This window comes from Rhizobium sp. 1399 (genome assembly GCF_031455475.1).
In the GTDB taxonomy this organism is placed as follows: Bacteria; Pseudomonadota; Alphaproteobacteria; order Rhizobiales; family Rhizobiaceae; genus Rhizobium.
On record NZ_JAVDSU010000007.1, the window covers coordinates 154,059 to 178,843 of the forward strand.

The following is a 24,785-nucleotide window of genomic DNA, read 5'->3' on the forward strand; positions in this document are numbered from 1 at the left end:
TTATCCTACGAATGCAATTTTCAGAATGGCGAAGAGACAGAGGCCGGCGATCAGAACCGCGAAGAAGGTGTTCAGCATCAGGAGCAGCAGCTTGCCGATCTCGCCGTGAACATAGTCTTCGATGATGACCTGCATGCCGAGCTTCATGTGGATAGTGCCGGATATGATCATCAGGCCCATGATGACGGCGACGAACGGGTTCGAGAGGGCGCGAACCACGTCGGCATAAGGCGCACCCGCATAGACGATCATGAAGATCGCGAAAAAGATGATGAGGGGTACGTTGGCAACGGCCGTCAGGCGCTGGCGCCAAAAGTGATCGGTGCCTTCCTTGGCGGAACCGAGGCCGCGAACCTTGCCCAGAGGAGTGCGCATATCCATGAGTGCGACCTTCAGAAGCGAATGATGAAGCCGATCACCCAGACCAGCACGGTCAGACAGAGCGATCCGATGATATTGGCGATGGCGAGCTTGGTCGAGAATTCTTTCTCGAAACCATGTCCGAGGTCCCACATGAAGTGGCGGAAGCCGCCGAGCAGGTGGTGGATCAGCGCCCAAGTGTAACCGAGCAGGACGAGCTTGCCGATAATACTGCCAAGCACCCAGTTGGCCCAGTCATAATAGCCCTGGCCGCTGGCAGCAGCGATCAGCCACCAGGCAATCAGCAGCGTGCCGAAGTACAGAGCGCCACCGGTGATACGGTGAACGATGGACATGACCATGGTGGGAATTGGCTTGTAAATTTGTAGATGCGGCGACAGGGGCCGGTTTGTCACATTCGCCATCAGAACCTCGCGGCGTCTTCTCTTTGCCCTTGATGTCAGGGGCATTTCTCAGTCAACCACACGAATGACAAAATTCTGTGTGCGTTGCATCATTGTCGACGTTTAATCACCGAAACCCCTGACGACAAGCATAATTGCTGCCTGCTTTTAATTTAATCGATTCGCGTTACCGGGAAGTTTTCAACTCGATGAAACTCGTCTCTTTCGCTCAATTTCTAAGCTGACCGCACGCCTGCGTGGACAAGCCCCGCCTTTTGGCGCAATCTGGCGTTAACGATTTGTTAGCGTTTCGGAGTTTGGTCCATGTTTCGCAGTCTGTCCAAGACCATCCTTGCTCTCCTTGCGGTGCTGACAGCGCTGCCTGCAGCAGCCGGAGAGCGCCACTTCGATCATCGCTTTCCGCGCCATGGCGGCTTTAATGACGGCGTCTTCCTCGGCAGGCGCACCCAGTGGGATAGCGGCTTGCACTTCACACGCGACAACGTCATCCGCTATCGCCCGCGCACCTCTTTTCTGAAGCAGTTCAACTATCCGGGGACAAGCCGCTATGGCCGCGGCAATATCGTCGTCATTGCGTCCCAGCCCCAGAGCTATGACCAGAACTACGGGAGCAATGGCCTCTACGCCGGATCGTCCTATGCCTACCAGACGGATGGCGGAACCTATGTCGGCGGCGACGGGTTCTATCGTCTGGCTACGCCGGAACGTAACCTTGCCCCGAAGGCCAAGGTGATCGATGTCGGCATCGCCGATGACCCCTGCTCTTATGAGGCCAATGTCTGTGTTATCCGGCCCTAGGGCCTGAACCGCCAGACAGTCGTCTTCTTGACCTCGCTGTCTTCGAGCGCCCGGGTGACGGGCACTTCATAGACGGCGCAGAATTCCAGCCTGTCTTTCGGCAAATAGGCGCGTCCGGGATCGCCGACCAGCACGTCCTTGCCCCCGGCCGCGAGCGTCTCGAACCAAGGCACCAGCGCACCGGCTAAGGATTTGTCGTAGAAAACGTCGCCGGCGAGAACCACATCCGCATCGACATTCAGACCGATGAGATCAGCCCCGGTGAAATCCAGCGAGACCGAATTGGCAGCCGTATTCAGCCGCACCGCCGTCTGCGACCACGGGTCGATATCGGAGGCCGTCACCTTGGCTGCGCCAGCCTTGCTTGCGGCAATTCCCACCAATCCGGAACCGCTCGCGAAATCCAGTATGCGCTTTCCCTTGACCGTTTCGCGGTGATCGAGAACATAGCGCGCCAGCCCCTGCCCGCCCGCCCAGGCAAATGCCCAGAAAGGCGGCGGCAGGCCGATCGCCTCCAGCTCTTCTTCCGTCTTCAGCCAGAGCTCATGGGCCTCGCTGGCCAGGTACAGCCGGATCTCCGGTACATGCGGCGGCGCAAGCAGGCTGGTATTGGCGCGGATGAAGGTTTCCGGGTCGGTTTTCAAAGCTGCTCAGCGCGGCGGGTTGTCAAAACCGCCCATGCGGCAGACCTCGGCCCATTCGTCATCCGTCACCGGCTGCACGGAAAGCCGCATCGAGGTGACCAGCGACATCTTGGACAGCTTTTCGTTTGCCTTGATATCCTTCAGCGTCACCGGCTTCGGCACATCCACGACGGCACGGATATCGACACAATCCCAGCGATCGTCGCCCTTCGCCGTCGAATCCGGATGCGAAAGCGCGCAGACCTCGACGATACCGACGATCTCCAGCCCGTCATTGGAATGATAGAAGAACCCCTTGTCGCCGATCTGCATGGCCCGCATATTGTTGCGCGCAAGGTAGTTGCGCACACCGGTCCATTCGGTACCCTTCTCGCCAGCCGCCTTCTGCTTTTCCCAGGACCAGGCTGCGGGCTCGGATTTATAAAGCCAGTGCGCCATCCCGCTTAAGCCTCCGGCTTGTTGAAGACCCAGTTAAAGGGCTTCACCTCGACGCTTTCGAACAGGCCGGCGAGTGCATAGGGATCGGCAGCGCCGAGTGCCTTGGCATCATCAGCTGTTTCGGCATGGACCATCACGAGGCTGCCGTTCGGCTTGCCTTCGGCATCGAGGAACGGGCCGGCCATGGCAAGCTTGCCTTCGGCATTCAGCTTGTTGAGATAATCGAGATGGGTCGAGCGCGTTTCCATGCGCACGTTGAGATGGCCGGGCTTGTCCTTGCAGAGAAGGGCGAAAAGCATGTCTGTCTCCTATTCGGTCGTAATCGGACGTGTCATCAATTGTTCGATGGCTTCGGATATGCCGAGCTTACCTTCAATGATCGCTGAAACCGCATCGGTGATCGGCATCTCGACGCCGAGCTCTTCGGCAAGCCGCGAGGCAACCGCTGCAGCAAAAGCCCCTTCCACCAACTCGCCGCGCGAAGGGTCGACCTTTTCGCCGCGCCCGAGTGCAATGCCGAAACGCAGGTTGCGCGACTGATGGCTGGTTGCCGTCAGCACCAGATCACCGAGGCCGGAAAGCCCCCGCGCCGTATCGGCATTGCCGCCCTTGGCGACGATGAAGCGCGACATCTCGGCAAGCCCGCGGGCAATCAACGCCGCACGCGCCGAATCGCCGATACCGCGGCCTTCGACGATACCGCAGGCAATCGCCAGTACATTCTTCAATGCTCCGCCAAGCTGCACGCCGATGCGGTCTGCCGAGGCATAGAGCCGGAAGGTGCGGCCGGAAATCGCCTGCGCCAGCCGCTCGGCAACCTGCATGTCAGCCGCAGCGATCGCCATGGCTGTCGGCAGCCCCTTGGCGATATCAGCGGCAAAGCCTGGACCCGAGAGCACGCCAACCGGATGATCGGGCAATTCCCGCTCCAGCATGTCGGTCAGAAGCGCACCGGTCTGCCGTTCGATCCCCTTCGCGCAGGTGACCACAATAGCGTCCTTAGCCAGGTAAGGACCATACTGCCGCGCGGCATCCGCCTGCGCCTGTGACGGCATGGCAAAGAGCACGATGCCCGCATCGCCGATTGCATCCGCCTCAGCAGAGAACTCCAGTATTTCCGGCAGTGGGATGCCAGGCAGAACAGCATCATGCAGCCGCTCCGCCTTGAGGTCTTCGATCAGCGACGGATCGCGGCCAACAAGGATCGCCGAATTTCGCCCGGTCAGGGCGACCACGGCCGCAAGCGCCGTTCCGAAAGCACCCGATCCGACGACGGCGATGCGCTCGCTCATGCCTTGGCTCCCCGCTTTCCGGATCCGAGCATGGTCACGGCTCTGGAATCGAGCGGCCAACGCGAACGCGGCTGCACATCGAGATCGTCAGGCGCAACACCCTTCGCCATGCGCTCCAGCCCGGCCCAGGCGATCATCACAGCATTGTCGGTGCAGAGGCGGAGCGGCGGCGCAATGAAGCGGAAGCCATTCTTGTCGCAGAGCGCCTGAAGGGTGCTGCGGATTTCCAGATTGGCTGCGACACCACCAGCCACCACCAGCGCAGGCTTTTCCGGGAGGTTTGGAAATTCCGTCTTGAACCGCTGCAGGCCGCGGCCGATGCGATCCTTCATCGTACGGGAAATCGCCTTCTGGAACGAGGCGCAGATATCGGCGACATCCTGATCCGTCAGCGGCGCAATCTCGGTCGCCGCCTGCCGCACAGCCGTCTTCAGGCCCGAGAACGAAAAATCGAGCCGTGCCTCGCCGACGAGCGGCCGCGGAAAATTGAAACGATCGGCATTGCCACCCTGCGCCATCTGCTCCACTGCCGGCCCGCCGGGATAGGGAAGGCCGAGCAGTTTCGCCGTCTTGTCGAAGGCTTCACCCAGTGCATCGTCGATCGTCGTGCCCCAGCGCTCGTACTCGCCGATGCCGCGCACGAGGATGAGCTGGGTATGGCCACCGGAAACCAGCAGCATGAGATAGGGAAAAGAAAGACCGTCTGTCAGCCGCGCCGTCAGCGCATGGCCTTCGAGATGGTTGACTGCATAAAGCGGCTTGCCGGCTGCCTTGGCGATCGCCTTGCCGGTCATCAGCCCGACAAGCAGCCCCCCGATCAGGCCAGGCCCTGAAGTCGCGGCGATCGCATCGACATCCGAGAGCGACACGTTGGCGCGCTTCAGGGCCTCGTCGATCAACTCGTCCAGCGCTTCGACATGGGCGCGCGCGGCGATCTCCGGCACCACGCCGCCATAGGCACTATGCTCGTCCAGCTGGGAAAGAACGACGTCCGACAGCACGTTGGAGCGGCCTTCCGCATCGCGCTCGACGACCGCAGCGGCGGTCTCGTCGCAGCTTGTCTCGATGCCGAGGATGCGCAGAAAGGGAGCCATGAAACCTGTTCGTTGATTGCGATAGGGTTTAAACCTGTTTACGAGAACTCCGGTAACAACGGATCAAAGCGGATGCAAACAAAACCTTTCCGGATCGGCACACGCGGCAGCCCACTGGCGCTCGCGCAGGCACACGAAGCCCGCGACCGGCTGATGGCAGCCCACAATCTGCCGCAGGAGATGTTCGAGATCGTCGTGCTGACCACCAAGGGCGATAGCATCACCGACCGCTCGCTGGCCGAGATCGGCGGCAAGGGACTTTTCACGGCAGAACTCGAGCAAAAGCTTGTGTCCGGTGACCTCGATTTCGCCGTGCATTCGAGCAAGGACATGGCAACGAACCTGCCGGAAGGCCTCTACCTTTCGGCCTATCTACCGCGCGAAGATATTCGCGATGCCGTGATCGGCCGCACCGCGCCGAAACTGATCGATCTGCCGCATGGCGCGACCGTCGGTTCGTCCTCGCTTCGCCGCCAGGCCCTGATCCGCCGCATGCGGCCGGACATCAACGTCATCACTTTCCGCGGCCTCGTGGACACTCGCCTGCGTAAGCTGCAGGAAGGCGAGGTCGATGCGACGCTTCTGGCGCTTGCCGGCCTCAAGCGCCTCGGCAAGGTCGAGGTGATCACCGATATCCTCGACCCCGACAGCTTCCCACCGGCACCTGCCCAGGGCGCGATCTGCATCGAAAGCCGCATCGGCGACACAAGGATCGACGAGCTGCTGGCGCCGATCAACGATGCGCCGACCTTCGACACAGTCTCCTGCGAGCGCGCCTTCCTTGCCGCCCTCGATGGCTCCTGTCGCACGCCGATCGGCGGTTACGCCGTCTGCGAGGGTGATCAGATCCGCTTCTCGGGCCTCATCCTCACTCCTGACGGCCGCCACCAGCATGCGATCACCATCGACGGCAACCGCCGCGACGCCGCTGCACTTGGCACTCGCGCCGGACAGGACGTGCGCGCAAGGGCCGGTAGCAGCTTCTTCGAGGACTGGAGCTAGCCTGCATGCGCGTGCTCGTCACCCGTCCAGCGCATTCGGGCGAGCGCACCGCTCAACGTTTGCGCGAGCTGGGTCACGAGCCACTATTGCTGCCGCTCACCCGTCCCGTCCACGACATGGCGGCCGCTCGGCAGGCTCTGGAAACAACCACTGGCGCGATAGCCATAACAAGTGCCGAAGCAGTGCGCACCTTGCAGCCTTTGGGGGAGGCGCTAGCACTTCACCTTTCGCGGCGTCTCTTTGCCGTTGGCGAAACGACGGCCGACGAGGCCCGCAAGCTGGGGTTCCATTCTGTCACAGCATCGTCGGGCAGCGGCCGCGAGCTGGCCGAGCTGATCGCGGCAAACAAGGTCGATAGGCTTCTCTATCTCGCCGGCAGTCCGCGCGCCGAGACCTTCGAGACGCGTCTGAGGGAGCTCGGGCGGTATTTCTCGGTGGCCGAGTGTTACCGGATGGAGCCTGTCGCGCCCAGCCCCGAGACCGTCGCAGCTCTCCTGGCGAACAATCCTCCTGATGCTGTTCTTTTCTATTCCCGCCACACGGCCGGAAATTTCTTTCATATCCCGCAGGTAGAGTCCCTTTTGCTGCAGTTGCCGAAAATCCGTCTCATTTGCCTCAGCAATACTGTTGCGGAAGCGGTTCCATCGGTTTTGAGAACAGTCCTGGAGATTTCGCCGATGCCGGATGAAAAAAGCCTTTTGTCGCTGCTTAGAAGGCTTTAGCCGCCCAAATTTGATCTAACCTCTTCCCTTAATTGCCATCCCTGTCTAGTTTCGTTGCAATGCAGGATAATGAGGACCTCATGGTATCGGGAAATCCGCCACGCCACTCGAAGAGCTCCGACAAGCCGGTCACGATTGACCTGGACGCGCAGGAGTTCGCCTCGGCGACTGATCCTGAAAAGCCTGCTGAAGAAGCCGCACAAGCAGCCGATGACGCACCTGTCACCGAAGCCTTAGCCGCTGCGGAAGCCGGCGGTGAACCGCTGTCGGAAGATGAGAGCGACCGCGCTGCCGGCGCGCAGGAAGAGCCCCTCCCGAAGGAGCCCCCGCCATCGGAACCGGTACAGCCGCCTCAGCCACAGAAGGGCGTGGTCACGTCGGGCCTGATTGCCGCCGGCATTTTCGGCGGCCTTGTCGCCCTGCTTGGCGCCGGGGCGATTCAATATGCCGGCTATCTGCCGGGCTCCTCCACCCAGCAGACGAACTCTGCCGACATGGCCGACCTCTCCGGCGAGATCGAAGGCCTCAAGCAATCGGTCGCAAGCCTTGCCGCCAATCCGTCGCCAGCCGTCGATAACAGTGCCCTCGAAAAGCGCATCGCAGCTCTCGAAACGGCCCCTCAGACGCCGGGGTCCGGCACATCGACCGACTCGGCCGATGTCGAAGCACTCAACCAGAAGATTGCAGATCTGACAGCTCAGATTGATCAGTTAAAGACGAGCCTTGCGCAGACCACCGAACAGCAGGCCTCAAACGGCGCCGACATTACGAGCCGCCTTGCCGAAGCCGAAAAGAAGCTGAACGAACCGCGCGAGGATGTCGCCGTTGCCCGCGCCATAGCAGCCGCAGCTCTCAAGGCCGCGATCGACCGTGGCGGCCCCTTCATCGCCGAACTCGATACATTTGCCGGCGTAGCACCCGATGATCCGGCTGCAACTGATCTGCGCGGCTTTGCCGAGACCGGCGTGCCGTCCCGCGCCGAACTGATCCGTCAGGTTCCGGATGTCGCGACCGCCATCGTCGAATCCGTCAACCAGCCCGATCCCAATCAGAGCTGGTCGGACCGGCTGATGTCGAGCGCCAAATCTCTGGTCTCGGTCCGCCCGGTCGGCAATGTCGAAGGCGAAAGCGTTGAAGCGATTGCCGCGCGCATGGAGGACAAGGTGAAGAACGGCGATCTGCCCGGTGCGGCCACCGAATGGAGCAGCCTGCCTGCGACCGCAAAACAGGCTTCCGCCGCATTCAAGCAGTCACTCGAAGCTCGTATCCGCGTCGAGGATCTCGTTGGCGGTGCTCTCTCCAAGGCCATTTCCGGCACCGGCAAGGAAGGATGAGCATGGTCCGCCTGGTTGTCTTCGCGCTCCTCGTCCTCGTTCTCGCCTATGGTTTCTCCTGGCTTGCCGATCGCCCTGGCGATCTGTCGCTGATCTGGGAAGGCCAGATCTACCAGACCAGACTGATCGTCGCGGCAAGCGCCATCATTGCGCTGATCGCTGCCGTCATGGTGGCCTGGTGGTTCGTCCGCCTCATCTGGACCTCTCCGCATTCGGTGACGCGCTTTTTCCGCGCTCGCAAACGCGATCGCGGCTATCAGGCCCTGTCGACCGGCCTCATTGCCGCCGGCGCAGGCAACGCACTGCTCGCGCGCAAGATGGCCGCCCGTTCACGCGGCCTCATCCGCGCCGATCAGGAACCGCTGATCAATCTTCTGGAAGCGCAAGCCGCTCTCATCGAAGGCCGCTACGACGAGGCGCGTTCCAAATTCGAGGCCATGGCCAACGATCCTGAAACGCGCGAACTCGGCCTACGCGGTCTTTATCTGGAGGCCAAACGCCTCGGTGCCAACGAAGCTGCCCGCCAGTACGCCGAAAAGGCCGCAGATAACGCGCCTTACCTGCCATGGGCCGCGCAGGCGACGCTCGAATATCGCAGTCAGTCCGGTCGCTGGGACGACGCCATCCGTCTGCTGGAACAGCAGAAGGCCGCCAAGGTTGTCGAAAAAGCCGAAGCAAACCGCCTGCATGCTCTGCTGCTGACTGCCCGTGCCGATGACAAGCTGGAAAGCAATCCTGCCGGCGCCCGCGACGATGCCCTGCAAGCACTGAAGCTGTCCGCCGATTTTGTACCTGCCGCCCTGATTGCCGCAAAGGCGCTTTTCCGCGAGGGTGGCATCCGCAAGGCTGCCTCCATTCTCGAACAGTCGTGGAAGGCTGGACCGCATCCCGAGATAGGCCGCGTCTATGTCCGCGCCCGCAGCGGCGATTCCACGCTTGATCGTCTGAAGCGCGCCGAGCGACTGGAGAACATGCGGCCGAACAATGTCGAATCTCTCCTCGTCGTCGCACAGGCGGCGCTCGATGCACGGGAATTCTCCAAGGCCCGCGCGAAGGCGGAAGCTGCCGCCCGTATCGAACCCCGCGAGGCGGCCTTCTTGTTGCTTGCGGATATCGAGGAAGCGGAGACTGGCGATCAGGGTCGCGTGCGCCATTGGCTGGCACAGGCGCTGAAGGCGCCGCGCGATCCGGCATGGGTTGCCGATGGTTTCGTTTCCGACAAATGGCTGCCGGTCTCGCCGGTGACCGGCCGTCTCGACGCCTTCGAATGGAAGGCACCTTTCGGCCAGCTCGAAGGACCGGTCGAGGAAAGTTCGACCGCCTCTATCGAAACGGCGCTGAAGACCCTACCGCCACTGCGCGAAACCCGGCCGGAAAGCGTGGTCAACGACCACCGCATCATCGAGCTGGAACGGGCAGCGACGATTGCCGAAGCCGTGCGCCCGGCAACTTCGGCACCCGCACCGGCAAAAGCTGCCGAACCGTCCGCCTCCCGGCCGGCTCCTGCCACATCTGAACCAAAACCCTTCTTTGGCGGCCTGCCGGATGACCCCGGCGTCCGCGATCCCAAGATGGAACCGGAACCCAAGACACGGCTCCGCCTTTTCTGAAATGGAACGAAAAACCGCATGTTCGAACGCTTTCAGGCATTCTTCCAGAATCTGACCGCCGACCGCCCCAAGGCAGGCTTTGCCCCCGATGACCCGCGCATCGCAGTTGCTGCACTCTGTATGCAGGTCATGGAGGCCGACGGCCAGATCAAGGACAGCGAGAAGAAGCGGCTGCGCAAACTCCTGAAGGAGCAATATGCGCTCGACGGCAAACAGCTTGATGCGCTGATGGCCGCGGGGCTGGAAGCCGAAAGCTCGGCGGTTGATTATTTCCGCTTCACCTCCGATCTCAAGAGACATCTCAATACCGAGCAGCGTCTGGAGCTGATCGGTATTCTCTGGGATATCGTCTATGCCGATGGCGAGCGAAGCGAAATGGAAGACCATGTGATCTGGCGGATTGCCGATCTCCTGGGCGTGTCTTCCCGTGAGCGCATTCAGAAGCGGCAGGAGGCGGCCGCCAGGGTTACGGACGCACAGGTGGTGCAGGATGACGCTGACTGACAGAAGCATGAGACGCGACAGGCGCCCTATTCTCATCATTCTTCATCAGGAGCGCTCCAGCCCCGGTCGTGTCGGCCAGCTTCTCGTCGAGAAAGGTTATGATCTCGATATCCGTCGCCCCGTCCTTGGCGATCCCCTGCCTTGCACCCTTGAAAACCATGCCGGTGCGGTGATTTTCGGCGGCCCGATGAGCGCCAATGACCCAGACGAATTCGTCAAGGCGGAGATCGACTGGCTGGAAGTGCCACTCAAGGAAAACCGACCCTATCTCGGTATATGCCTTGGCGCGCAGATGCTGGCGCGCCAGCTCGGCAGCAAGGTTGCGGCCAATTGTGACGGATCGACAGAGATCGGCTGGTATCCGCTGCATACGACCGAAAGAGGCCGGCGGCTGATGCGCTGGCCGAAAATGGTCTACCACTTCCACCGGGAAGGATTCGAACTGCCGCATGGCGCCGAGTTGCTGGCATCCGGCGACGCCTATCCCAACCAGGCCTTCCGCTACAACGACAATGCCTGGGGCCTGCAATTCCATGCGGAGCTGACACGGGTGATGATGCATCGCTGGGTCGTGCACGGCGCACACCGTTTCATCCTGCCGAACGCGCAGCAGGGACGCGAACATCTGGAAGGCCGCATGCTGTTCGATGCGCCGCTTAAAGCGTGGCTCGACGACTTCCTGGATATCGTCTTCGAGGGCAAGACGGCAGCCGCCGCTACACCGCTTCTCGTATAGGCGCGTCGAGCGTATCGATCTTTCTGAGTTTCGGAAAACCGCTTGCCCAGATGGCGGCTACGGCGAGCGTACCGATGCCGCCGATAATGACGGCCGGGACGGCGCCGAAAACCGCTGCCATAGTACCCGCGCGGAATTCCCCGAGTTCGTTTGATGCGCCGACAAAGACCGTATTGACCGCGTTGACGCGGCCGCGCAGATGGTCCGGCGTCCAAAGCGCGATCAGGCTTTCACGGACATAGACCGAGATCATGTCCGCAGCGCCCATGATCGCGAGTGCTGCGATGGAAACCTCGGTATTGGTCGAGAGGCCGAACACGATCGTACCGAGGCCGAAAATCGCCACGCCGATGAACATATACATGCCGGCCTTATGCTTCAGCGGGTAGGCGGCAAGGAAGATCGCCATGATGATGGCGCCAACACCCGGCGCCGAACGAAGCAGGCCGAGGCCCCACGGCCCGAGCGTCAGGATATCGCGCGCAAAGATCGGCATCAGCGCGGTAGCGCCACCGAGGAGAACGGCGAATAGATCGAGCGAGATGGCGCCAAGCACCACCTTTTCTTCCCGGATATAGCGGAAGCCGCCGAGGATCATGTCCCAGTTCCTGGCCTCGCCCATCGTCTTCTGCGGCGGCTTGGGGATCATGTAGAGCAGGATCGCGCCGAGCGCAGAAAAGATGACGGCGACCGTATAGGCCGTCGGAGCGCTGACGCCGTAAAGCAGACCGCCGAGCACAGGGCCGGTGATAGCCGCCAGCTGCCAGGAGGACGAATTCCATGCGATCGCATTGGAGAGATCCTTCTCCGGCACGAGGTTCGGCGCAAGCGACTGCACGGCCGGCGTCATGAACGCCCGCTCGATGCCGAAGACCAAAAGCACGATGAAGACCGGGATCGGTGAAAAGCTGCCGGTGATCGTCATTCCGAGCAGCGCGAGCGTGCAGAGCGCGCTGACGAGCGAGCAGATCGAAGCGATGGCGCGGCGATTATGCCGATCAGCCACCGAGCCGGTGACGAGGATCAGCACAAGAGACGGCAGGAACTGCACAAGCCCGATCAGACCGAGATAGATGGCGCTCCCGGTCTGGTCGTACATTTGCCAGCCAACGGCGACGCTGACGATCTGCTGCGAGAAGGAAAGCAGGAACCGCGCGAAGAAGAAGCGTGTATAGGACGGATGCCGGAACGCGGCAAAACGGTCTCCGGTGGGCGAAAGCGACATGAAGCTTTTCCGAGAAAGCGGGTGCGGAATTGCCTGCGAAGCGACCCGTTAAACATGATTTGCCATGCGTCTCCACACGGCCCTTGCTCGTTTAATCGCCAATGTCTACATATCTGTCAACAACGAACTGGAGACGGTAATGGCGGGAATTCTTCAGGCCATATTTCTAATCATTGATGTGGCCTTGAACCTCTATTGGTACGTGATCATTGCCAGCGCCATTTTCTCGTGGCTGTACGCATTCAACGTCATCAATTCGAACAACCAGTTTGTGAACCAGTTGGGTATGTTCTTCTATAACGCGACTGAACCCGCGTTGCGGCCCATACGTCGCTTTCTGCCCAATCTGGGCGGCATCGACATCTCTCCGATTATCCTGCTGCTGATCATCATATTCATACAGGCCATACTCAACAATCCGATCAAGCCTTTCCTATACTCGCTGGTCGTTTGAACCGCCCCTGGAGGCTTTCCGGTGATCACATCCGTCTCGCCATGCGGCTGACGCCGAATGGCGGGCGGGACGCCATCGACGGCATCGAACCAGATGGCGAAGGCGGCATGCTCTTGAAGGCACGCGTCACCGCCGTCCCGGAAAAGGGAAAAGCCAACAAGGCACTGATAGCGCTCGTCGCCAAGTCTTTGGGCATTCCTAAGTCCTCGGTCAGCCTTGCTTCCGGCGATACGTCGCGCAAAAAAATCCTCCGGATCGATGGCGACCCGGAGGATGTGATGAAAAAGCTCGAAGGGCTGTTCGACTAAAGCAATTCCAGCAAAACTGTGCAGCGGTTTTGCGTCCGACATTGCCTAAAAGCTAGGCTCAGGCCTTTTCCTTCTTGGCGCGTTCGATCGCTTCGAGGATGAGCTCACCGGCTTCCTTGTAATCACCCCAGCCGAAGATCTTTACCCACTTGCCGGGTTCCAGATCCTTGTAGTGCTCGAAGAAGTGTTCGATCTGCTTCAGCGTGATTTCCGGAAGGTCGGTGTAATCCTTGACCTTGTCGTAGCGCTGCGTCAGCTTCGGCGACGGAACGGCAATGATCTTCTCATCCTTGCCCGAATTGTCTTCCATCTTCAAAACGCCGATCGGGCGGACGTTGATGACGCAGCCCGGAACCAGCGGGCGGGTGCTGGCGATCAGCACGTCGATCGGGTCGCCGTCTTCAGAAAGCGTGTGCGGCACGAAGCCGTAGTTACCCGGATAGGTCATCGGGGTATAGAGGAAGCGATCGACAACCAGCGTGCCGGCTTCCTTGTCCATTTCATACTTGATCGGATGACCGCCGACGGGAACTTCGACGATAACGTTGACGTCTTCAGGTGGATTCTTACCGATTGAAACGGCATCGATGCGCATAGGAAACTCCCGGGAGGTTGAATTGCTCGAAGCCAGTTAATCGGTTTCATGACGCAACGCAACATGCCTCGCAAGCAATGCTTAATATGCGAGACGGGCAGAATATATAATTTCTCTAATAAAGGATGCGAGGCTGCGGCACCCGCAATCAGTTCCAGATGAAGCCGATCTTTTTGATCTGCTTATGGTCGAAATTTTCCATGCCTTCGCAGAAATCGATACCGCCATGGTCGCGATAAAAGTCGGCGGCCGTTTCATTTTCTTCCAGGCACCAGACGACCAGGCCGTTGCAGCCCAGAGATTTCAAAAGCCGCCGGGCTTCGCCAAAAAGCAGCTTGCCGAGGCCGATACCCTGATATTCCGGACGCAAATAGAGCTCGTAGATTTCGCCTTCCTGAGGCAGCGCGCGTGCGCGATTAAGGCCGAGGGTCGCGTAACCAGCGACGGTCCCCGCCACATCTAGAACGAGCAATGTCGCCGGGCCGCGAGTTGCCTTGCGCCACCAGTTTTCACCGCGGCGCTCGATCATCTGGTTCAGAGCACGATGCGGAATGATGCCCGCATAAGTATGCTGCCAGGAAAGCCGATGGGCTTCCGAAATGGCTCGGGCATCATGCGGTTCAGCCCGCCGGACATCGATCGACAACGTCTTCATAACGCTTACTCTGGTCCTGCCGGAGGCAATTAACCATATGCGTCGACCGCATTGTGATCAATTGCCCACAGACTTGATATGTGGACGACAGGCAAAATTTAACGCTTTTTTAACGATTGTCACAAGTCGGAATCGACGCAGCGCACAATAAAAAACCCCGGCGCGAAGGCCGGGGTTTTAAAGGAGTAGCCGAGGCTCTTAGAGAGCTGCCTTCGACTTTTCGAAACGCTTGCGGTCGTTGGCATCGAGATACATCTTGCGCAGACGAATGTTCTTCGGCGTCACTTCCATCAGTTCGTCGTCCTGGATCCAGGAGAGCGCGCGATCGAGCGTCATGCGGATCGGCGGCGTCAGCTTCACCGCTTCGTCCTTGCCGGCGGCGCGGATGTTGGTGAGCTGCTTGCCCTTCAGGACGTTCACTTCAAGGTCGTTGTCGCGCGAATGGATGCCGATAATCATGCCGGCATAGACCTTTTCGCCCGGCTCGATGATCATCGGGCCGCGATCTTCCAGGTTGAACATTGCGTAAGCGACGGCTTCGCCGGAAGCGTTGGCGAGCAGCACGCCGTTAACGCGGCCACCGATGACGCCCTTGTAGGGCTGGTAGTCGTGGAACAGGCGGTTCATGATCGCCGTGCCCCGCGTATCCGTCAGTAGCTCCGACTGGTAGCCGATCAGGCCACGGGTCGGTGCGTAGAAACGCAGGCGAAGACGATTGCCGCCCGACGGACGCAGCTCGACCATTTCGGCCTTGCGCTCGGACATCTTCTGCACGACGACACCGGAATGTTCTTCGTCGACGTCGACGACGACTTCCTCGATCGGCTCCAGAAGCTGGCCGCTTTCATCCTTGTGCATCACGACGCGCGGACGCGATACGGCAAGTTCGAAGCCTTCGCGACGCATGGTTTCGATGAGAACGGCGAGCTGAAGTTCGCCGCGGCCGGACACGTAGAACGAATCCTTGCCTTCGGCTTCCTCGATCTTCAGGGCGACGTTGCCTTCGGCTTCCTTGAAGAGACGGTCGCGGATGACGCGGCTCGTCACCTTGTCGCCTTCGGTGCCCGCCAGCGGGCTGTCGTTTACGATGAAGGACATGGTGACCGTCGGCGGATCGATAGGCTGCGCCTTCATGGCTTCCGAGACGGCCGGATCACAGAAAGTGTCGGCGACGGTACCCTTGGAGAGGCCTGCAATCGCGACGATGTCGCCCGCATGCGCTTCTTCGATCGCCGTGCGCTCGATGCCGCGGAAGGCGAGGATTTTGGAAATTCTGCCGGTTTCGATTAGCTTGCCGTCCTGGCCGAGGACCTTGACGGCCTGGTTCGGCTTGATCGAACCCGATGCGATGCGGCCGGTGATGATACGGCCGAGGAAGGGGTTGGCTTCGAGGATCGTGCCGATCATGCGGAACGGACCTTCTTCGACAGTCGGCTCAGGCACATGCTTGAGCACCAGGTCGAGAAGCGGCGCGAGACCCTGATCCTTTGGACCTTCCGGGTTGACGTTCATCCAGCCATCGCGACCGGAACCGTAGAGGATCGGGAAGTCGAGCTGCTCGTCAGTCGCATCGAGATTGGCGAAGAGATCGAAGACTTCGTTGATGACTTCTTCATGGCGGCCATCCGGACGGTCGATCTTGTTGATCGCGACGATCGGACGAAGACCGACCTTCAATGCCTTCGAGACAACGAACTTCGTCTGCGGCATCGGGCCTTCGGAGGAGTCGACGAGAACGATCGCGCCATCCACCATCGAAAGAATGCGCTCGACTTCACCGCCGAAGTCGGCGTGGCCGGGGGTGTCGACGATGTTGATGCGGACACCCTTCCATTCCACCGAGGTCGCCTTGGCGAGAATGGTGATGCCGCGCTCCTTTTCGAGATCGTTCGAGTCCATCACGCGTTCTGCAACGCGCTGGTTCTCGCGGAACGAACCGGACTGTTTCAGGAGCTCGTCGACGAGGGTCGTTTTGCCATGGTCAACGTGCGCGATGATCGCGATGTTGCGAAGTGCCATTTGTCATAATCTCTGAGGCTGGGGCGCTACGCTTAGTGGACGCGCCATTTATGTTTGGCGCGCTCATACCGTTTTTTTCGCGATTGCGAAAGGGGGTGGCACGCGAAAGCTGCGGCATGGCTATCACCATGCCGCTCTGCTCCATGTCATCAAACTGTCTTAAGCGTCGCTGCCTGTCAATTCCTCGAAGGTCGCAAGCCCCTTCTTGACCAGCATCGCGTCCGGGCTCGGCAGCTTGCCGCGGAACGCCTTGTAGGCATCTTCCGGATCGACGGAGCCGCCCGTGGAGTAGATATTGTCCCGAAGCTTCCTGGCCATTTCGCCATTGAAGGCATCGCCCGTCTCCTCGAAGGCGGCGAAGGCATCGGCATCCAGCACTTCCGACCACATGTAGGAGTAATAACCGGCCGAATAGCCGCCGGAGAAGATATGCTGGAAGTGCGGCGTGGCGTGGCGCATGACGATCGATTTCGGCATGCCGATTTCAGCAAGCACTTCCGCCTGCACCGCCATCGGGTCTTCCACCTTGTCGCGGGTATGGAAGGCCATGTCGACCAATGCCGAGGAGGTGAACTCCACCGTGTTGAAGCCGGAATTGAAGGTGCGGGCTGCCAGAACCTTGTCGAGCAATGCTTGCGGCATCGGCTGCCCGGTCTCGAAATGCACGGCATATTCCTTGAGGATGGCGGGAACCGTCAGCCAGTGTTCGTAGAGCTGCGAGGGCAATTCCACAAAATCACGCGAGACGCCTGTACCGGCGACCGAGGGATAGGTGACGTTGGAGAGCATGCCATGCAGCGCATGACCGAACTCGTGAAACAGCGTGCGCGCATCGTCGAGCGAAAGCAGGGCGGGCTTGCCTTCGGCCGGTTTTGCGAAGTTGCAGACATTGTAGATGATCGGCAACTCGCCGTGATGGCCATTCTTCAGCACCAGCTTGTGCTGCGACTGGAAGGAGCTCATCCAGGCGCCTGAGCGTTTCGAGCTGCGAGCGAAATAATCGCCGAGGAAGAGCGCGACCAGCTTGTCGTCCCGATCGCGGATCTCGAAGACGCGCACGTCGGGATGATAGGCAGCAATACCCTTCTTCTCCACCGCGCGAATGCCGAACAGCCGGCCGGCAACGTCAAAGCAGGCATCGATGATCTTTTCGAGCTGCAGATAGGGCTTCAATTCCGCTTCCGAGAAATTGAACCGCTGCGCGCGGATCTTCTCCGCATAATGGCGCCAGTCCCAAGGCATGACCTCGTGGTTCTTGCCCTCAGTAGCGATCAGCCCGGCGATATCGGCTTCTTCCTCATGGGCTCGTTTCACCGCTCTCGCCCAGACGGCGCGCAACAGATCGTTCACAACCTCGGGTGTCTTCGCCATCGTGTTATCGAGCTTCAATTCGGCGAAGTTGCCGTAGCCGAGAAGCTTCGCCACTTCGTCACGCAGGGCCAGCGTCTCTCTGATAATGCCGCGATTGTCGGTCGCACCGACATTCTCCCCGCGCGCCACCCAGGCCTTGAAGGCCTGCTCGCGCAGATCCCGGCGCTCCGAGAAAGTCAGGAAGGGCTCGATGATCGAGCGCGACAGGGTCACGGCATATTTGCTGCCCTCACCGCGCTCACGGGCAGCCGCCGCCATCGCGTCGCGCAGAAAATCAGGAATGCCGGCAAGTTCGTCTCCGCTGGAGAGGATCAGCGACCAGCTCTTCTCGTCGGCGAGCACATTCTGCCCGAAGCCGGTGCTGAGGCCCGCGAGCTTTTCGTTGATCGTGGCAAGTTTCTCCTGCTCGGCCTTCGGCAGTTTGGCGCCCGATTTCACGAAGCCTTTCCAGTGCCGCTCCAGCACACGTGTCTGTTCCAGCGTCAGACCAAGGCTTTCGCGCTTTTCCCAGAGTGTATCAATGCGCCTGAAGAGATCCGCATTCATACCGATCTTCGAATAATGCCGCGACATCTTCGGCGAAATATCCCGCTCCAGCGCCTGGATGACGTCGTTGGTATGGGCACCTGCCCGATTCCAGAAAAGCGCGGAAACGCGCGACAGCTCATCTCCGGCGATTTCGAGCGCGACGACCGTATTGTCGAAACTCGGTTCTTCCTTGTTACTGGCGATCGCGTCGATCTCTCTTTCGTGCGAGGCGAGAGCGGACTCAAAGGCCGCAGCGAAATCGCCATCGGCGACCGCATCGAAACGCGGCAGGCCATGAAGGCCATTCCAGTTGACAAGTGCCTGATTGAATTGACTGGGAGAAGACATATGAAAGTCCTTTATGCCGGCAAGTGGATCGGTAATATAGGGAGGCTATCATGGGATTGATATGTGGCTGACTTGGACTTTTGCCCGCCCGGCTAAATCTTAGGGGCAAGAATTGATACATAAAAATTAACCAATCGTTAACGATTGACGCGAATCAGGCCAAGACGCTAGTTTCTCTTTAATCTTCATGTAAGAGGACATGCGCATGGAAATCTTTTCCGTGCGGTCTTCTCAGAGTTTGCTATTCAAAAATAATCCCAATAATAACGCAAAAAGTTCGAAGACCGCTGATATTACAATTGAGCCGAAGCCCACTCTCGCCCAAGGCTCATTCCAGATCGAAGACTCTGACAACAGGCAGGCGCTCGATTTTACAGCCGTCAGCCCGGGTGAATTGCGCAGCTATGCGCGCCAGGGCTACGATAACGGCCTGATCGATCAGAATACGTTTGCCGCAATATCCGAACCGCTGCCGATGCACGCGATCGATCCGCTCGGCAATGTCATCGACCTGTCCAACGTCACAGACGGCACGAGCTTCAACTTCCTCGACTATTATCGCAACCAGCTTCAGATCGCCATGTCGATCGGCGATCCGAATGAGGTTCAGACGCTGAATTCGGTCGTCGGCTTCCTCGTCAACGAGGCCTGATCAGGCCTTTCGCCAGCCAAGCAGGCCGGGTGTGGCGTGCCACAGCGCCTGTACGGCAAAGCCCATGAAGAGCACACCAGAGCAGCGGACGATCAGCCGCTCATGCGCGCGGTAGAAGCGACGCACGACGCCGGCGCCGATGATGCCGATCAGGATGATGTCAGCCGTGACGAAACCGACGAAGGAAACGCTGAGCAGCATGGGCAGAGCCTCGAAATCGAGCGCGCTTGCCGAGCCCGCGACCAGTGCCGTGAAGGTGGCAAGCGCCACTGGATAGCCCTTCGGATTGGTGACGCCGAAAATCAGTCCTCGGCGGAATGGCCGCTCCACCACCATCAGCGCCTGCCCCTCGGCCTTCGGCTTGGCATTGACGGCACTCCAGCCGATCCAGGCGAGATAGAAACCGCAGGCAAGTCCGAGCAGGTCGAACACGAAGGTGCCGATCGTCTTGGCCCCGACGATCGCAATCAGCGCCAGTCCCGACCAGATGATGTCGCCAACGAGATGACCCATCATGAAGAAGGCACCAGCCTTGCGCCCCTGCCCGGCGCCAATGCCGAGAAGCTGCAGGAAGGCCGGGCCGGGAATGAGTACATAAAAAAGCGCCGCCAGAAAGGCGCCGAGAAGCAGGGAAAGCGGCATGGAAATGCTCCGGTAATGACGACTCAGCTTATGCGATAGCCCTGCCGCGTCAAGACATTACAACCTGCAATCGGTGCGACAAAAAAAGGCCCGCGCAGCGGAGCCGGCGGGCCTTTCAGGATCGGTCTGGCGTGACTTACTTCTTGAGGTTACGTTTGCCGAGCGTGCGAAGACGCAGCGCGTTAAGCTTGATGAAGCCGGCAGCATCCTTCTGATCGTAAGCGCCCTGGTCGTCTTCGAAGGTAACGAGCTTGTCGGAATAGAGCGACTTTTCGCTCTCGCGGCCGATGACCATGACATTGCCCTTGTAGAGCTTCAGCGTCACTTCGCCTTCGACATGCTCCTGGCTCTTGTCGATGAGGGCCTGCAGCATCTCGCGTTCCGGCGAGAACCAGAAACCGTAATAGATGAGCTCGGCATAACGCGGCATCAGCTCGTCCTTGAGATGAGCAGCACCCCGGTCGAGCGTGATCGACTCGATGGCACGATGGGCCGCAAGCAGGATCGTGCCGCCGGGGGTCTCGTAAACACCGCGCGACTTCATGCCGACATAGCGGTTCTCGACGAGATCGAGGCGACCGATGCCGTTGTCACGGCCGTAATTGTTGAGGGTCGCGAGCAGCGTAGCCGGAGACATCTCGACACCATTGATCGAAACGGCGTCGCCCTTGCGGAAACCGACCTTGATGGTGGTCGCCTTGTCGGGGGCCGCTTCCGGCGAGATGGTGCGCATATGCACATATTCGGGGGCTTCCTGTGCCGGATCTTCCAGAACCTTGCCCTCGGAAGAGGAGTGCAGCAGGTTGGCGTCGACGGAGAAAGGCGCTTCGCCCTTCTTGTCCTTTGCGACCGGGATCTGGTGCTTCTCGGCGAATTCGAGCAGGTCGGTACGGCTCTTGAAGGACCAGTCGCGCCATGGTGCGATGATCTTGATATCGGGGTTCAGCGCATAGGCCGAAAGCTCGAAACGGACCTGGTCGTTGCCTTTGCCTGTCGCACCGTGTGCGATCGCATCTGCGCCAGTCTTCCGGGCGATATCGATGAGGTGCTTGGAAATCAGCGGACGGGCAATCGAAGTGCCGAGCAGGTAGACACCTTCATAGACGGCATTGGCACGGAACATTGGGAAGACGAAATCACGCACGAATTCCTCGCGCACGTCCTCGATATAGATCTCCTTGATACCGAGCATCTCAGCCTTCTTGCGCGCCGGCTCCAGCTCTTCGCCCTGGCCGAGATCGGCCGTGAAGGTAACGACTTCGGCGCCGAGTTCGGTCTGCAGCCACTTCAGGATGATCGAGGTATCGAGACCGCCCGAATAGGCGAGCACGACTTTCTTCACGTCTTTGTATGATGCCATGATGATGAGGTCCGTTGCATAGAGGCCGCGGCACACCCGCAAAGCCCGGTATCGCGGCACTTTTAGCGAGATTAGCGCGTGACGCAAGGGCAAGGAGGATAGCAACCGGTCCGATAGGGCGTGATAAGGTTTGACAGCACGGAACCGGAGCCCATATTCGGCATCGTCCGAACAATGCTCTGAGGAGAGGCCCGTCCCGTGACGAATATTCAAGCCATTTTCAAGAAATCCAATGTTGCCGTCATCACCGGCGGTGCTTCCGGCATCGGCCTTGCCGCCGCGAAATACTTTGCAAAGGTCGGTATGAGCGTCGTGATCGCCGACCTTGGCGGCGACAGGCTGGCGGATGCCCGCGCCGAACTCGAGGCAATTACCGGCCAGGAACATGTGATGGCCGTCGAGACCGATGTCTCTCAGAAGGAGCAGATCGAGGCCCTCGAACGCGCCGTCATCCAGCGCTTTGGCCGCGTGCATGTGCTGATGAACAATGCCGGCATCGGCCCGGAAACCTCGATCTTCAGCGCCCAGTCCAATTGGGACAATATCCTCGCCGTCAACCTTCTCGGCGTCATCAACGGCGTCAGAACCTTCGGCCCCGGCATGGTCGCCCATAACGAGCCGGGCCTCATCATCAACACCGGCTCCAAACAGGGCATCACCACGCCGCCCGGCAACCCCGCCTACAATATCTCCAAGGCCGGCGTGAAGGTCTTCACCGAGGCGCTCGAGCATGAGCTGCGCAACACCGAAGGTGCAGGCATTTCCGCGCACTTGCTGATCCCCGGCTTCGTCTTCACCGGCCTCACCAAAGGCGACCGCAGGGAAAAGCCTGCTGGCGCCTGGACGCCGGAACAGACTGTTGATTTCATGGTCGAAAGCCTTGAACGCGGTGATTTCTACATCCTCTGCCCTGATAACGATGTCGCGCGTCCTGTGGACGAGCGGCGCATGGCCTGGGCGATGGGCGATATTATCGAGAACCGCCCGCCGCTATCGCGCTGGCACAAGGACTACGCCGATAAGTTCAAGGCTTTCCTTGAGCAGAAGTAATCGGCACCATCAGAAGGTTTGATTGGTAATTTTCAGAAAGCCGGGTAAGAGATCGTCAGAACTTTCCGGCTTTCAGAGTAGACCATGGATTTCCTGCCGAGCTTTCCGACGCTTCTCGCCTTTGCCGCCGCCACACTGTTGCTTGCGGCGACACCAGGCCCCGACATGACTCTGTCGATCAGCCGTGCGCTTGCGCAGGGCAAGAAGGCAGCGCTTTTCGTGGTGCTCGGCACGAGCCTCGGCATCGTCGTGCACACGATGCTGGTTGCCTTCGGTATTTCGGCGCTGATTACCGCTTCCCCGACCGCCTTTCTGATCCTGAAGACCGGCGGTGCGGCCTATCTTTTCTGGCTGGCCGTGCAGGCGATCCGTTTTGGCTCGAAGCTGACGGTTGCCAAGGTCGACGGCCCGAAGGGCACGATCCTGTCGAACATTTCCTCGGGTTTCTGGGTTAACCTACTGAACCCGAAGGTCATCATCTTCTTCATGACCTTCCTGCCGCAGTTCGTCAGCGCCAACGATCCCGCCGTCACGCACAAGCTGCTCTTCCTCGGCTTCTGCTTTATCGTGATCGGCATGCCGGTCAACGCGGCCGTCGTCATGGCGGCCGACTGGCTGTCGAGCTGGCTGCAGAACAACAGGAAGGTGCTGCGCGGCATGGACTATACCTTCGCCGGCGTCTTCTCGGTCTTTGCCGCCAAGATCCTGCTTACACAGGCACGCTGATCAGCCTATCAGCAAGGCATCGTCATCGAGCGTTTGGCCACGCATCTTGCGGAACATGGCGATCAGGTCTTCAACCTGCAGGTTCTTCCTGTTGTCGCCGGCCACGTCGAGAACGATCTCGCCGCCATGCAGCATGATCGTGCGGTGGCCGTAATCCAGCGCCTGCCGCATGGAATGTGTCACCATCATCGTCGTCAGCTTGCGCTCCGAGACGATCTTCTGCGTGAGGTTCATCACGAACTCCGCCATGCCCGGATCGAGCGCTGCCGTATGTTCATCGAGCAGCAGCACTTCGGAGCCGGCAAGCGTCGCCATGACGAGCGACACGGCCTGCCTCTGGCCGCCCGAGAGAAGATCCATTCGGTCCTTCAGTCGGTTTTCCAGCCCGAGGTTCAGCTCGGCAATCCGCTCCCGGAAATAGTCGCGCCTGTTGCCGCCAAGCGCCGATGCAAGCCCGCGTTTTTCGCCGCGGCGGGCGGCCAGAGCCAGGTTTTCCTCGATTGACAGCGCACCGCAGCTTCCCGTCAGCGGATCCTGGAAGACACGTGCCACCAGACCGGCGCGTGCCGATGTGGACTTGCGCGTCACATCGGTCTTGCCGATCAGAACCGAGCCTTCGCTCGGAATAACATCGCCAGCAAGCACGCCGAGCAATGTCGATTTGCCGGCGCCGTTGGAGCCGATGACGGTCACGAAAGAGCCCTCCTCAATAGTGAGGCTGACACCGTTCAGCGCCTGTTTCTGCAGCGGCGTGCCACGCCCGAAAACAACCTTGATATCCTTGACACTGATCACGATGCGGCACCTCCGCGAAGGCGGGGAAGAATAAGCGCGACCGTCACGAGAACCGCGGTCACGAAATTGAGGTCGGAGGCCTGCAGGCCGATGACATCGCTCGACAGCGCAAGCTGGATGGCGATGCGGTAGATGATCGAGCCGAACACGCATCCGACAAGTGCAATCAGCAGTCCGCGCCGACCGAGCAGCGTCTCACCGATGATGACGGCAGCTAGGCCGACGACGATGGTGCCGACACCAGAAGTGACATCCGCAAAACCGTTGGTCTGCGCAAAGAGCGCGCCGCCAAGCGCCACCAGCGCATTGGAAATCGCCATGCCCAGATAGATCTGCCGGCTGGTATCGACGCCCTGGGCGCGGGCCATGCGGGCATTGGCGCCTGTCGCACGCATCGCAAGCCCGGCATCGCTTTCAAGGAAGCGCCAGACGACGATGACAGCAATGACAACCAGAACGCCAACGAAGAGCGGCCGCACGTAAAAATCCCTGAGCCCATGGCCGAAGAAGGGGCTGATCATCGTATCGGCATTGATGAGCGCGACATTCGGCTTTCCCATCACCCGCAGATTGACGGAAAAAAGCGCAATCATCGTCAGGATCGAGGCGAGAAGGTTGAGGATCTTGAAGCGCACATTGAGGAGTGCCGTCACCATGCCGGCAGCAGCCCCCGCTCCCATCGCGATCAACGCCGCAACCCACGCATTGACGCCGGCGATGATCAATACGGCTGTCACGGCTGCACCGAGCGGAAACGAGCCGTCCACCGTCAGGTCCGGAAAATCGAGGACTCGGAAAGCTAGATAGACGCCGAGAGCGACGAAAGAATAGACCAGGCCGAGCTCGACGGCCCCCCAGAATGCGATTTGGCTCAAGGCTTTCAGCCCCTTTTTGTTTCCGTTCCGCCCGTCGCGAAACCGGAGCCTTTTAGCGCATAACCCCTTAAATCGGAACCGATTTAAGGAAAGGATTATGCGCAGTTTTTGCACTGTTACAGCGTCCTTTGCGCGCCATCTGGCGCGCGGCGCTGTAATGCAACAGCCGCCCCGTGCAGACGGGAGCGGCTGATTGTCACTAAGACCTTGGAACGACGGTCGT

At 59.9% G+C, this 24,785-nt stretch carries 28 protein-coding genes; 12 read left to right on the forward strand and 16 right to left on the reverse strand.

Annotated elements, in window-relative coordinates:
* Nucleotides 1-381, reverse strand: a complete 381-nt coding sequence (gene sdhD / locus J2X71_RS22260; protein WP_113324704.1) for a succinate dehydrogenase, hydrophobic membrane anchor protein — start codon at nucleotides 379-381, stop codon at nucleotides 1-3.
* 11 nt (nucleotides 382-392) lie between these two features.
* The gene (sdhC, locus tag J2X71_RS22265; protein WP_310384996.1) at nucleotides 393-785 is read right to left on the reverse strand and encodes a succinate dehydrogenase, cytochrome b556 subunit; all 393 of its coding nucleotides are present in this window, start codon (nucleotides 783-785) and stop codon (nucleotides 393-395) included.
* Nucleotides 786-1,088: 303 nt separating this feature from the next.
* On the opposite strand from sdhC, the gene J2X71_RS22270 reads away from it, so the two are divergent.
* Nucleotides 1,089-1,583 (forward strand): hypothetical protein, encoded by a 495-nt coding sequence (locus J2X71_RS22270; RefSeq protein ID WP_310384998.1) that lies wholly within the window; start codon nucleotides 1,089-1,091, stop codon nucleotides 1,581-1,583.
* Here J2X71_RS22270 and J2X71_RS22275 read toward each other — a convergent pair.
* The 5 genes from J2X71_RS22275 to tsaD are packed head-to-tail and all read right to left on the reverse strand — an operon-like array spanning nucleotide 1,580 to nucleotide 5,051.
* Nucleotides 1,580-2,227: a methyltransferase gene (locus J2X71_RS22275; RefSeq protein WP_310385000.1), complete on the reverse strand. Its 648-nt coding sequence runs from the start codon at nucleotides 2,225-2,227 to the stop codon at nucleotides 1,580-1,582. The genes J2X71_RS22270 and J2X71_RS22275 overlap by 4 nt on opposite strands.
* A gap of 6 nt (nucleotides 2,228-2,233) precedes the next feature.
* A complete protein-coding gene (locus J2X71_RS22280) occupies nucleotides 2,234-2,665 on the reverse strand; it encodes an EVE domain-containing protein (RefSeq protein ID WP_113319736.1) in 432 nt (143 codons plus the stop codon).
* Between the two features lie 5 nt (nucleotides 2,666-2,670).
* Nucleotides 2,671-2,964 (reverse strand): YciI-like protein, encoded by a 294-nt coding sequence (locus tag J2X71_RS22285; protein WP_007814473.1) that lies wholly within the window; start codon nucleotides 2,962-2,964, stop codon nucleotides 2,671-2,673.
* 9 nt (nucleotides 2,965-2,973) lie between these two features.
* A complete protein-coding gene (locus J2X71_RS22290) occupies nucleotides 2,974-3,957 on the reverse strand; it encodes an NAD(P)H-dependent glycerol-3-phosphate dehydrogenase (protein WP_113319737.1) in 984 nt (327 codons plus the stop codon).
* Nucleotides 3,954-5,051 (reverse strand): tRNA (adenosine(37)-N6)-threonylcarbamoyltransferase complex transferase subunit TsaD, encoded by a 1,098-nt coding sequence (gene tsaD / locus J2X71_RS22295; protein WP_310385004.1) that lies wholly within the window; start codon nucleotides 5,049-5,051, stop codon nucleotides 3,954-3,956. Before tsaD ends, J2X71_RS22290 begins: the two co-directional genes overlap by 4 nt.
* A gap of 72 nt (nucleotides 5,052-5,123) precedes the next feature.
* On the opposite strand from tsaD, the gene hemC reads away from it, so the two are divergent.
* The 6 genes from hemC to J2X71_RS22325 are packed head-to-tail and all read left to right on the forward strand — an operon-like array spanning nucleotide 5,124 to nucleotide 10,959.
* Entirely contained in the window at nucleotides 5,124-6,053 is a 930-nt protein-coding gene (hemC, locus tag J2X71_RS22300) for a hydroxymethylbilane synthase (RefSeq protein WP_310385006.1), read from the forward strand.
* Between the two features lie 5 nt (nucleotides 6,054-6,058).
* Nucleotides 6,059-6,775, forward strand: a complete 717-nt coding sequence (locus J2X71_RS22305; protein WP_310385008.1) for a uroporphyrinogen-III synthase — start codon at nucleotides 6,059-6,061, stop codon at nucleotides 6,773-6,775.
* 59 nt (nucleotides 6,776-6,834) lie between these two features.
* Complete coding sequence (locus J2X71_RS22310) at nucleotides 6,835-8,109, forward strand: hypothetical protein (protein ID WP_310385010.1); 1,275 nt, start codon at nucleotides 6,835-6,837, stop codon at nucleotides 8,107-8,109.
* Between the two features lie 2 nt (nucleotides 8,110-8,111).
* Nucleotides 8,112-9,719, forward strand: a complete 1,608-nt coding sequence (locus tag J2X71_RS22315) for a heme biosynthesis protein HemY (protein ID WP_310385013.1) — start codon at nucleotides 8,112-8,114, stop codon at nucleotides 9,717-9,719.
* 18 nt (nucleotides 9,720-9,737) lie between these two features.
* Nucleotides 9,738-10,223 (forward strand): TerB family tellurite resistance protein, encoded by a 486-nt coding sequence (locus J2X71_RS22320; RefSeq protein WP_310385015.1) that lies wholly within the window; start codon nucleotides 9,738-9,740, stop codon nucleotides 10,221-10,223.
* On the forward strand, nucleotides 10,210-10,959 hold the full coding sequence (locus J2X71_RS22325) for a glutamine amidotransferase (RefSeq protein ID WP_310385017.1): 750 nt from the start codon (nucleotides 10,210-10,212) through the stop codon (nucleotides 10,957-10,959). Before J2X71_RS22320 ends, J2X71_RS22325 begins: the two co-directional genes overlap by 14 nt.
* Here J2X71_RS22325 and J2X71_RS22330 read toward each other — a convergent pair.
* Nucleotides 10,940-12,184 (reverse strand): MFS transporter, encoded by a 1,245-nt coding sequence (locus J2X71_RS22330; RefSeq protein WP_310385019.1) that lies wholly within the window; start codon nucleotides 12,182-12,184, stop codon nucleotides 10,940-10,942. The genes J2X71_RS22325 and J2X71_RS22330 overlap by 20 nt on opposite strands.
* 64 nt (nucleotides 12,185-12,248) lie before the next feature.
* On the opposite strand from J2X71_RS22330, the gene J2X71_RS22335 reads away from it, so the two are divergent.
* Nucleotides 12,249-12,638, forward strand: coding sequence for a YggT family protein (locus J2X71_RS22335; protein ID WP_037070792.1), 390 nt, complete (start codon nucleotides 12,249-12,251; stop codon nucleotides 12,636-12,638).
* Nucleotides 12,635-12,946 (forward strand): DUF167 domain-containing protein, encoded by a 312-nt coding sequence (locus J2X71_RS22340; protein ID WP_310385021.1) that lies wholly within the window; start codon nucleotides 12,635-12,637, stop codon nucleotides 12,944-12,946. The genes J2X71_RS22335 and J2X71_RS22340 overlap by 4 nt, the downstream gene beginning before the upstream one ends.
* A 58-nt stretch (nucleotides 12,947-13,004) precedes the next feature.
* On the opposite strand, the gene ppa is transcribed toward J2X71_RS22340, so the two are convergent.
* From ppa to J2X71_RS22360, 4 genes are all read right to left on the reverse strand, one after another.
* Nucleotides 13,005-13,541, reverse strand: coding sequence for an inorganic diphosphatase (gene ppa, locus J2X71_RS22345; protein WP_037101776.1), 537 nt, complete (start codon nucleotides 13,539-13,541; stop codon nucleotides 13,005-13,007).
* 148 nt (nucleotides 13,542-13,689) lie between these two features.
* Nucleotides 13,690-14,196, reverse strand: a complete 507-nt coding sequence (locus J2X71_RS22350) for a GNAT family N-acetyltransferase (protein WP_310385024.1) — start codon at nucleotides 14,194-14,196, stop codon at nucleotides 13,690-13,692.
* A 198-nt stretch (nucleotides 14,197-14,394) separates the two neighbouring features.
* Nucleotides 14,395-16,215, reverse strand: coding sequence for a translational GTPase TypA (gene typA, locus J2X71_RS22355; protein WP_097617978.1), 1,821 nt, complete (start codon nucleotides 16,213-16,215; stop codon nucleotides 14,395-14,397).
* Between the two features lie 159 nt (nucleotides 16,216-16,374).
* Nucleotides 16,375-18,462 carry a M3 family metallopeptidase gene (locus J2X71_RS22360; protein WP_310385029.1) on the reverse strand — a complete coding sequence of 696 codons (2,088 nt, stop codon included), beginning with the start codon at nucleotides 18,460-18,462 and terminating at the stop codon, nucleotides 16,375-16,377.
* Between the two features lie 205 nt (nucleotides 18,463-18,667).
* On the opposite strand from J2X71_RS22360, the gene J2X71_RS22365 reads away from it, so the two are divergent.
* Nucleotides 18,668-19,114 carry a hypothetical protein gene (locus J2X71_RS22365; RefSeq protein ID WP_310385031.1) on the forward strand — a complete coding sequence of 149 codons (447 nt, stop codon included), beginning with the start codon at nucleotides 18,668-18,670 and terminating at the stop codon, nucleotides 19,112-19,114.
* On the opposite strand, the gene J2X71_RS22370 is transcribed toward J2X71_RS22365, so the two are convergent.
* Both J2X71_RS22370 and J2X71_RS22375 read right to left on the reverse strand, forming a co-directional pair.
* A complete protein-coding gene (locus J2X71_RS22370; RefSeq protein ID WP_310385033.1) occupies nucleotides 19,115-19,756 on the reverse strand; it encodes a LysE family translocator in 642 nt (213 codons plus the stop codon).
* A gap of 136 nt (nucleotides 19,757-19,892) precedes the next feature.
* Complete coding sequence (locus J2X71_RS22375) at nucleotides 19,893-21,116, reverse strand: argininosuccinate synthase (protein ID WP_007814510.1); 1,224 nt, start codon at nucleotides 21,114-21,116, stop codon at nucleotides 19,893-19,895.
* A 198-nt stretch (nucleotides 21,117-21,314) separates the two neighbouring features.
* Between J2X71_RS22375 and J2X71_RS22380 the strand changes: the two genes are divergently transcribed.
* Together J2X71_RS22380 and J2X71_RS22385 are read left to right on the forward strand one after the other, a co-directional pair.
* Entirely contained in the window at nucleotides 21,315-22,166 is an 852-nt protein-coding gene (locus tag J2X71_RS22380) for an SDR family NAD(P)-dependent oxidoreductase (protein WP_310385035.1), read from the forward strand.
* Nucleotides 22,167-22,250: 84 nt separating this feature from the next.
* Nucleotides 22,251-22,892 carry a LysE family translocator gene (locus J2X71_RS22385; RefSeq protein ID WP_310385037.1) on the forward strand — a complete coding sequence of 214 codons (642 nt, stop codon included), beginning with the start codon at nucleotides 22,251-22,253 and terminating at the stop codon, nucleotides 22,890-22,892.
* Here the strand turns inward: J2X71_RS22385 and J2X71_RS22390 are convergent, their stop codons facing one another.
* Both J2X71_RS22390 and J2X71_RS22395 read right to left on the reverse strand, forming a co-directional pair.
* Nucleotides 22,893-23,687 carry an ABC transporter ATP-binding protein gene (locus J2X71_RS22390; protein ID WP_310385039.1) on the reverse strand — a complete coding sequence of 265 codons (795 nt, stop codon included), beginning with the start codon at nucleotides 23,685-23,687 and terminating at the stop codon, nucleotides 22,893-22,895. It abuts the gene before it with no gap.
* Nucleotides 23,684-24,562: an ABC transporter permease gene (locus J2X71_RS22395; RefSeq protein WP_310385041.1), complete on the reverse strand. Its 879-nt coding sequence runs from the start codon at nucleotides 24,560-24,562 to the stop codon at nucleotides 23,684-23,686. Before J2X71_RS22395 ends, J2X71_RS22390 begins: the two co-directional genes overlap by 4 nt.
* Between the last annotated feature and the right edge of the window lie 223 nt (nucleotides 24,563-24,785).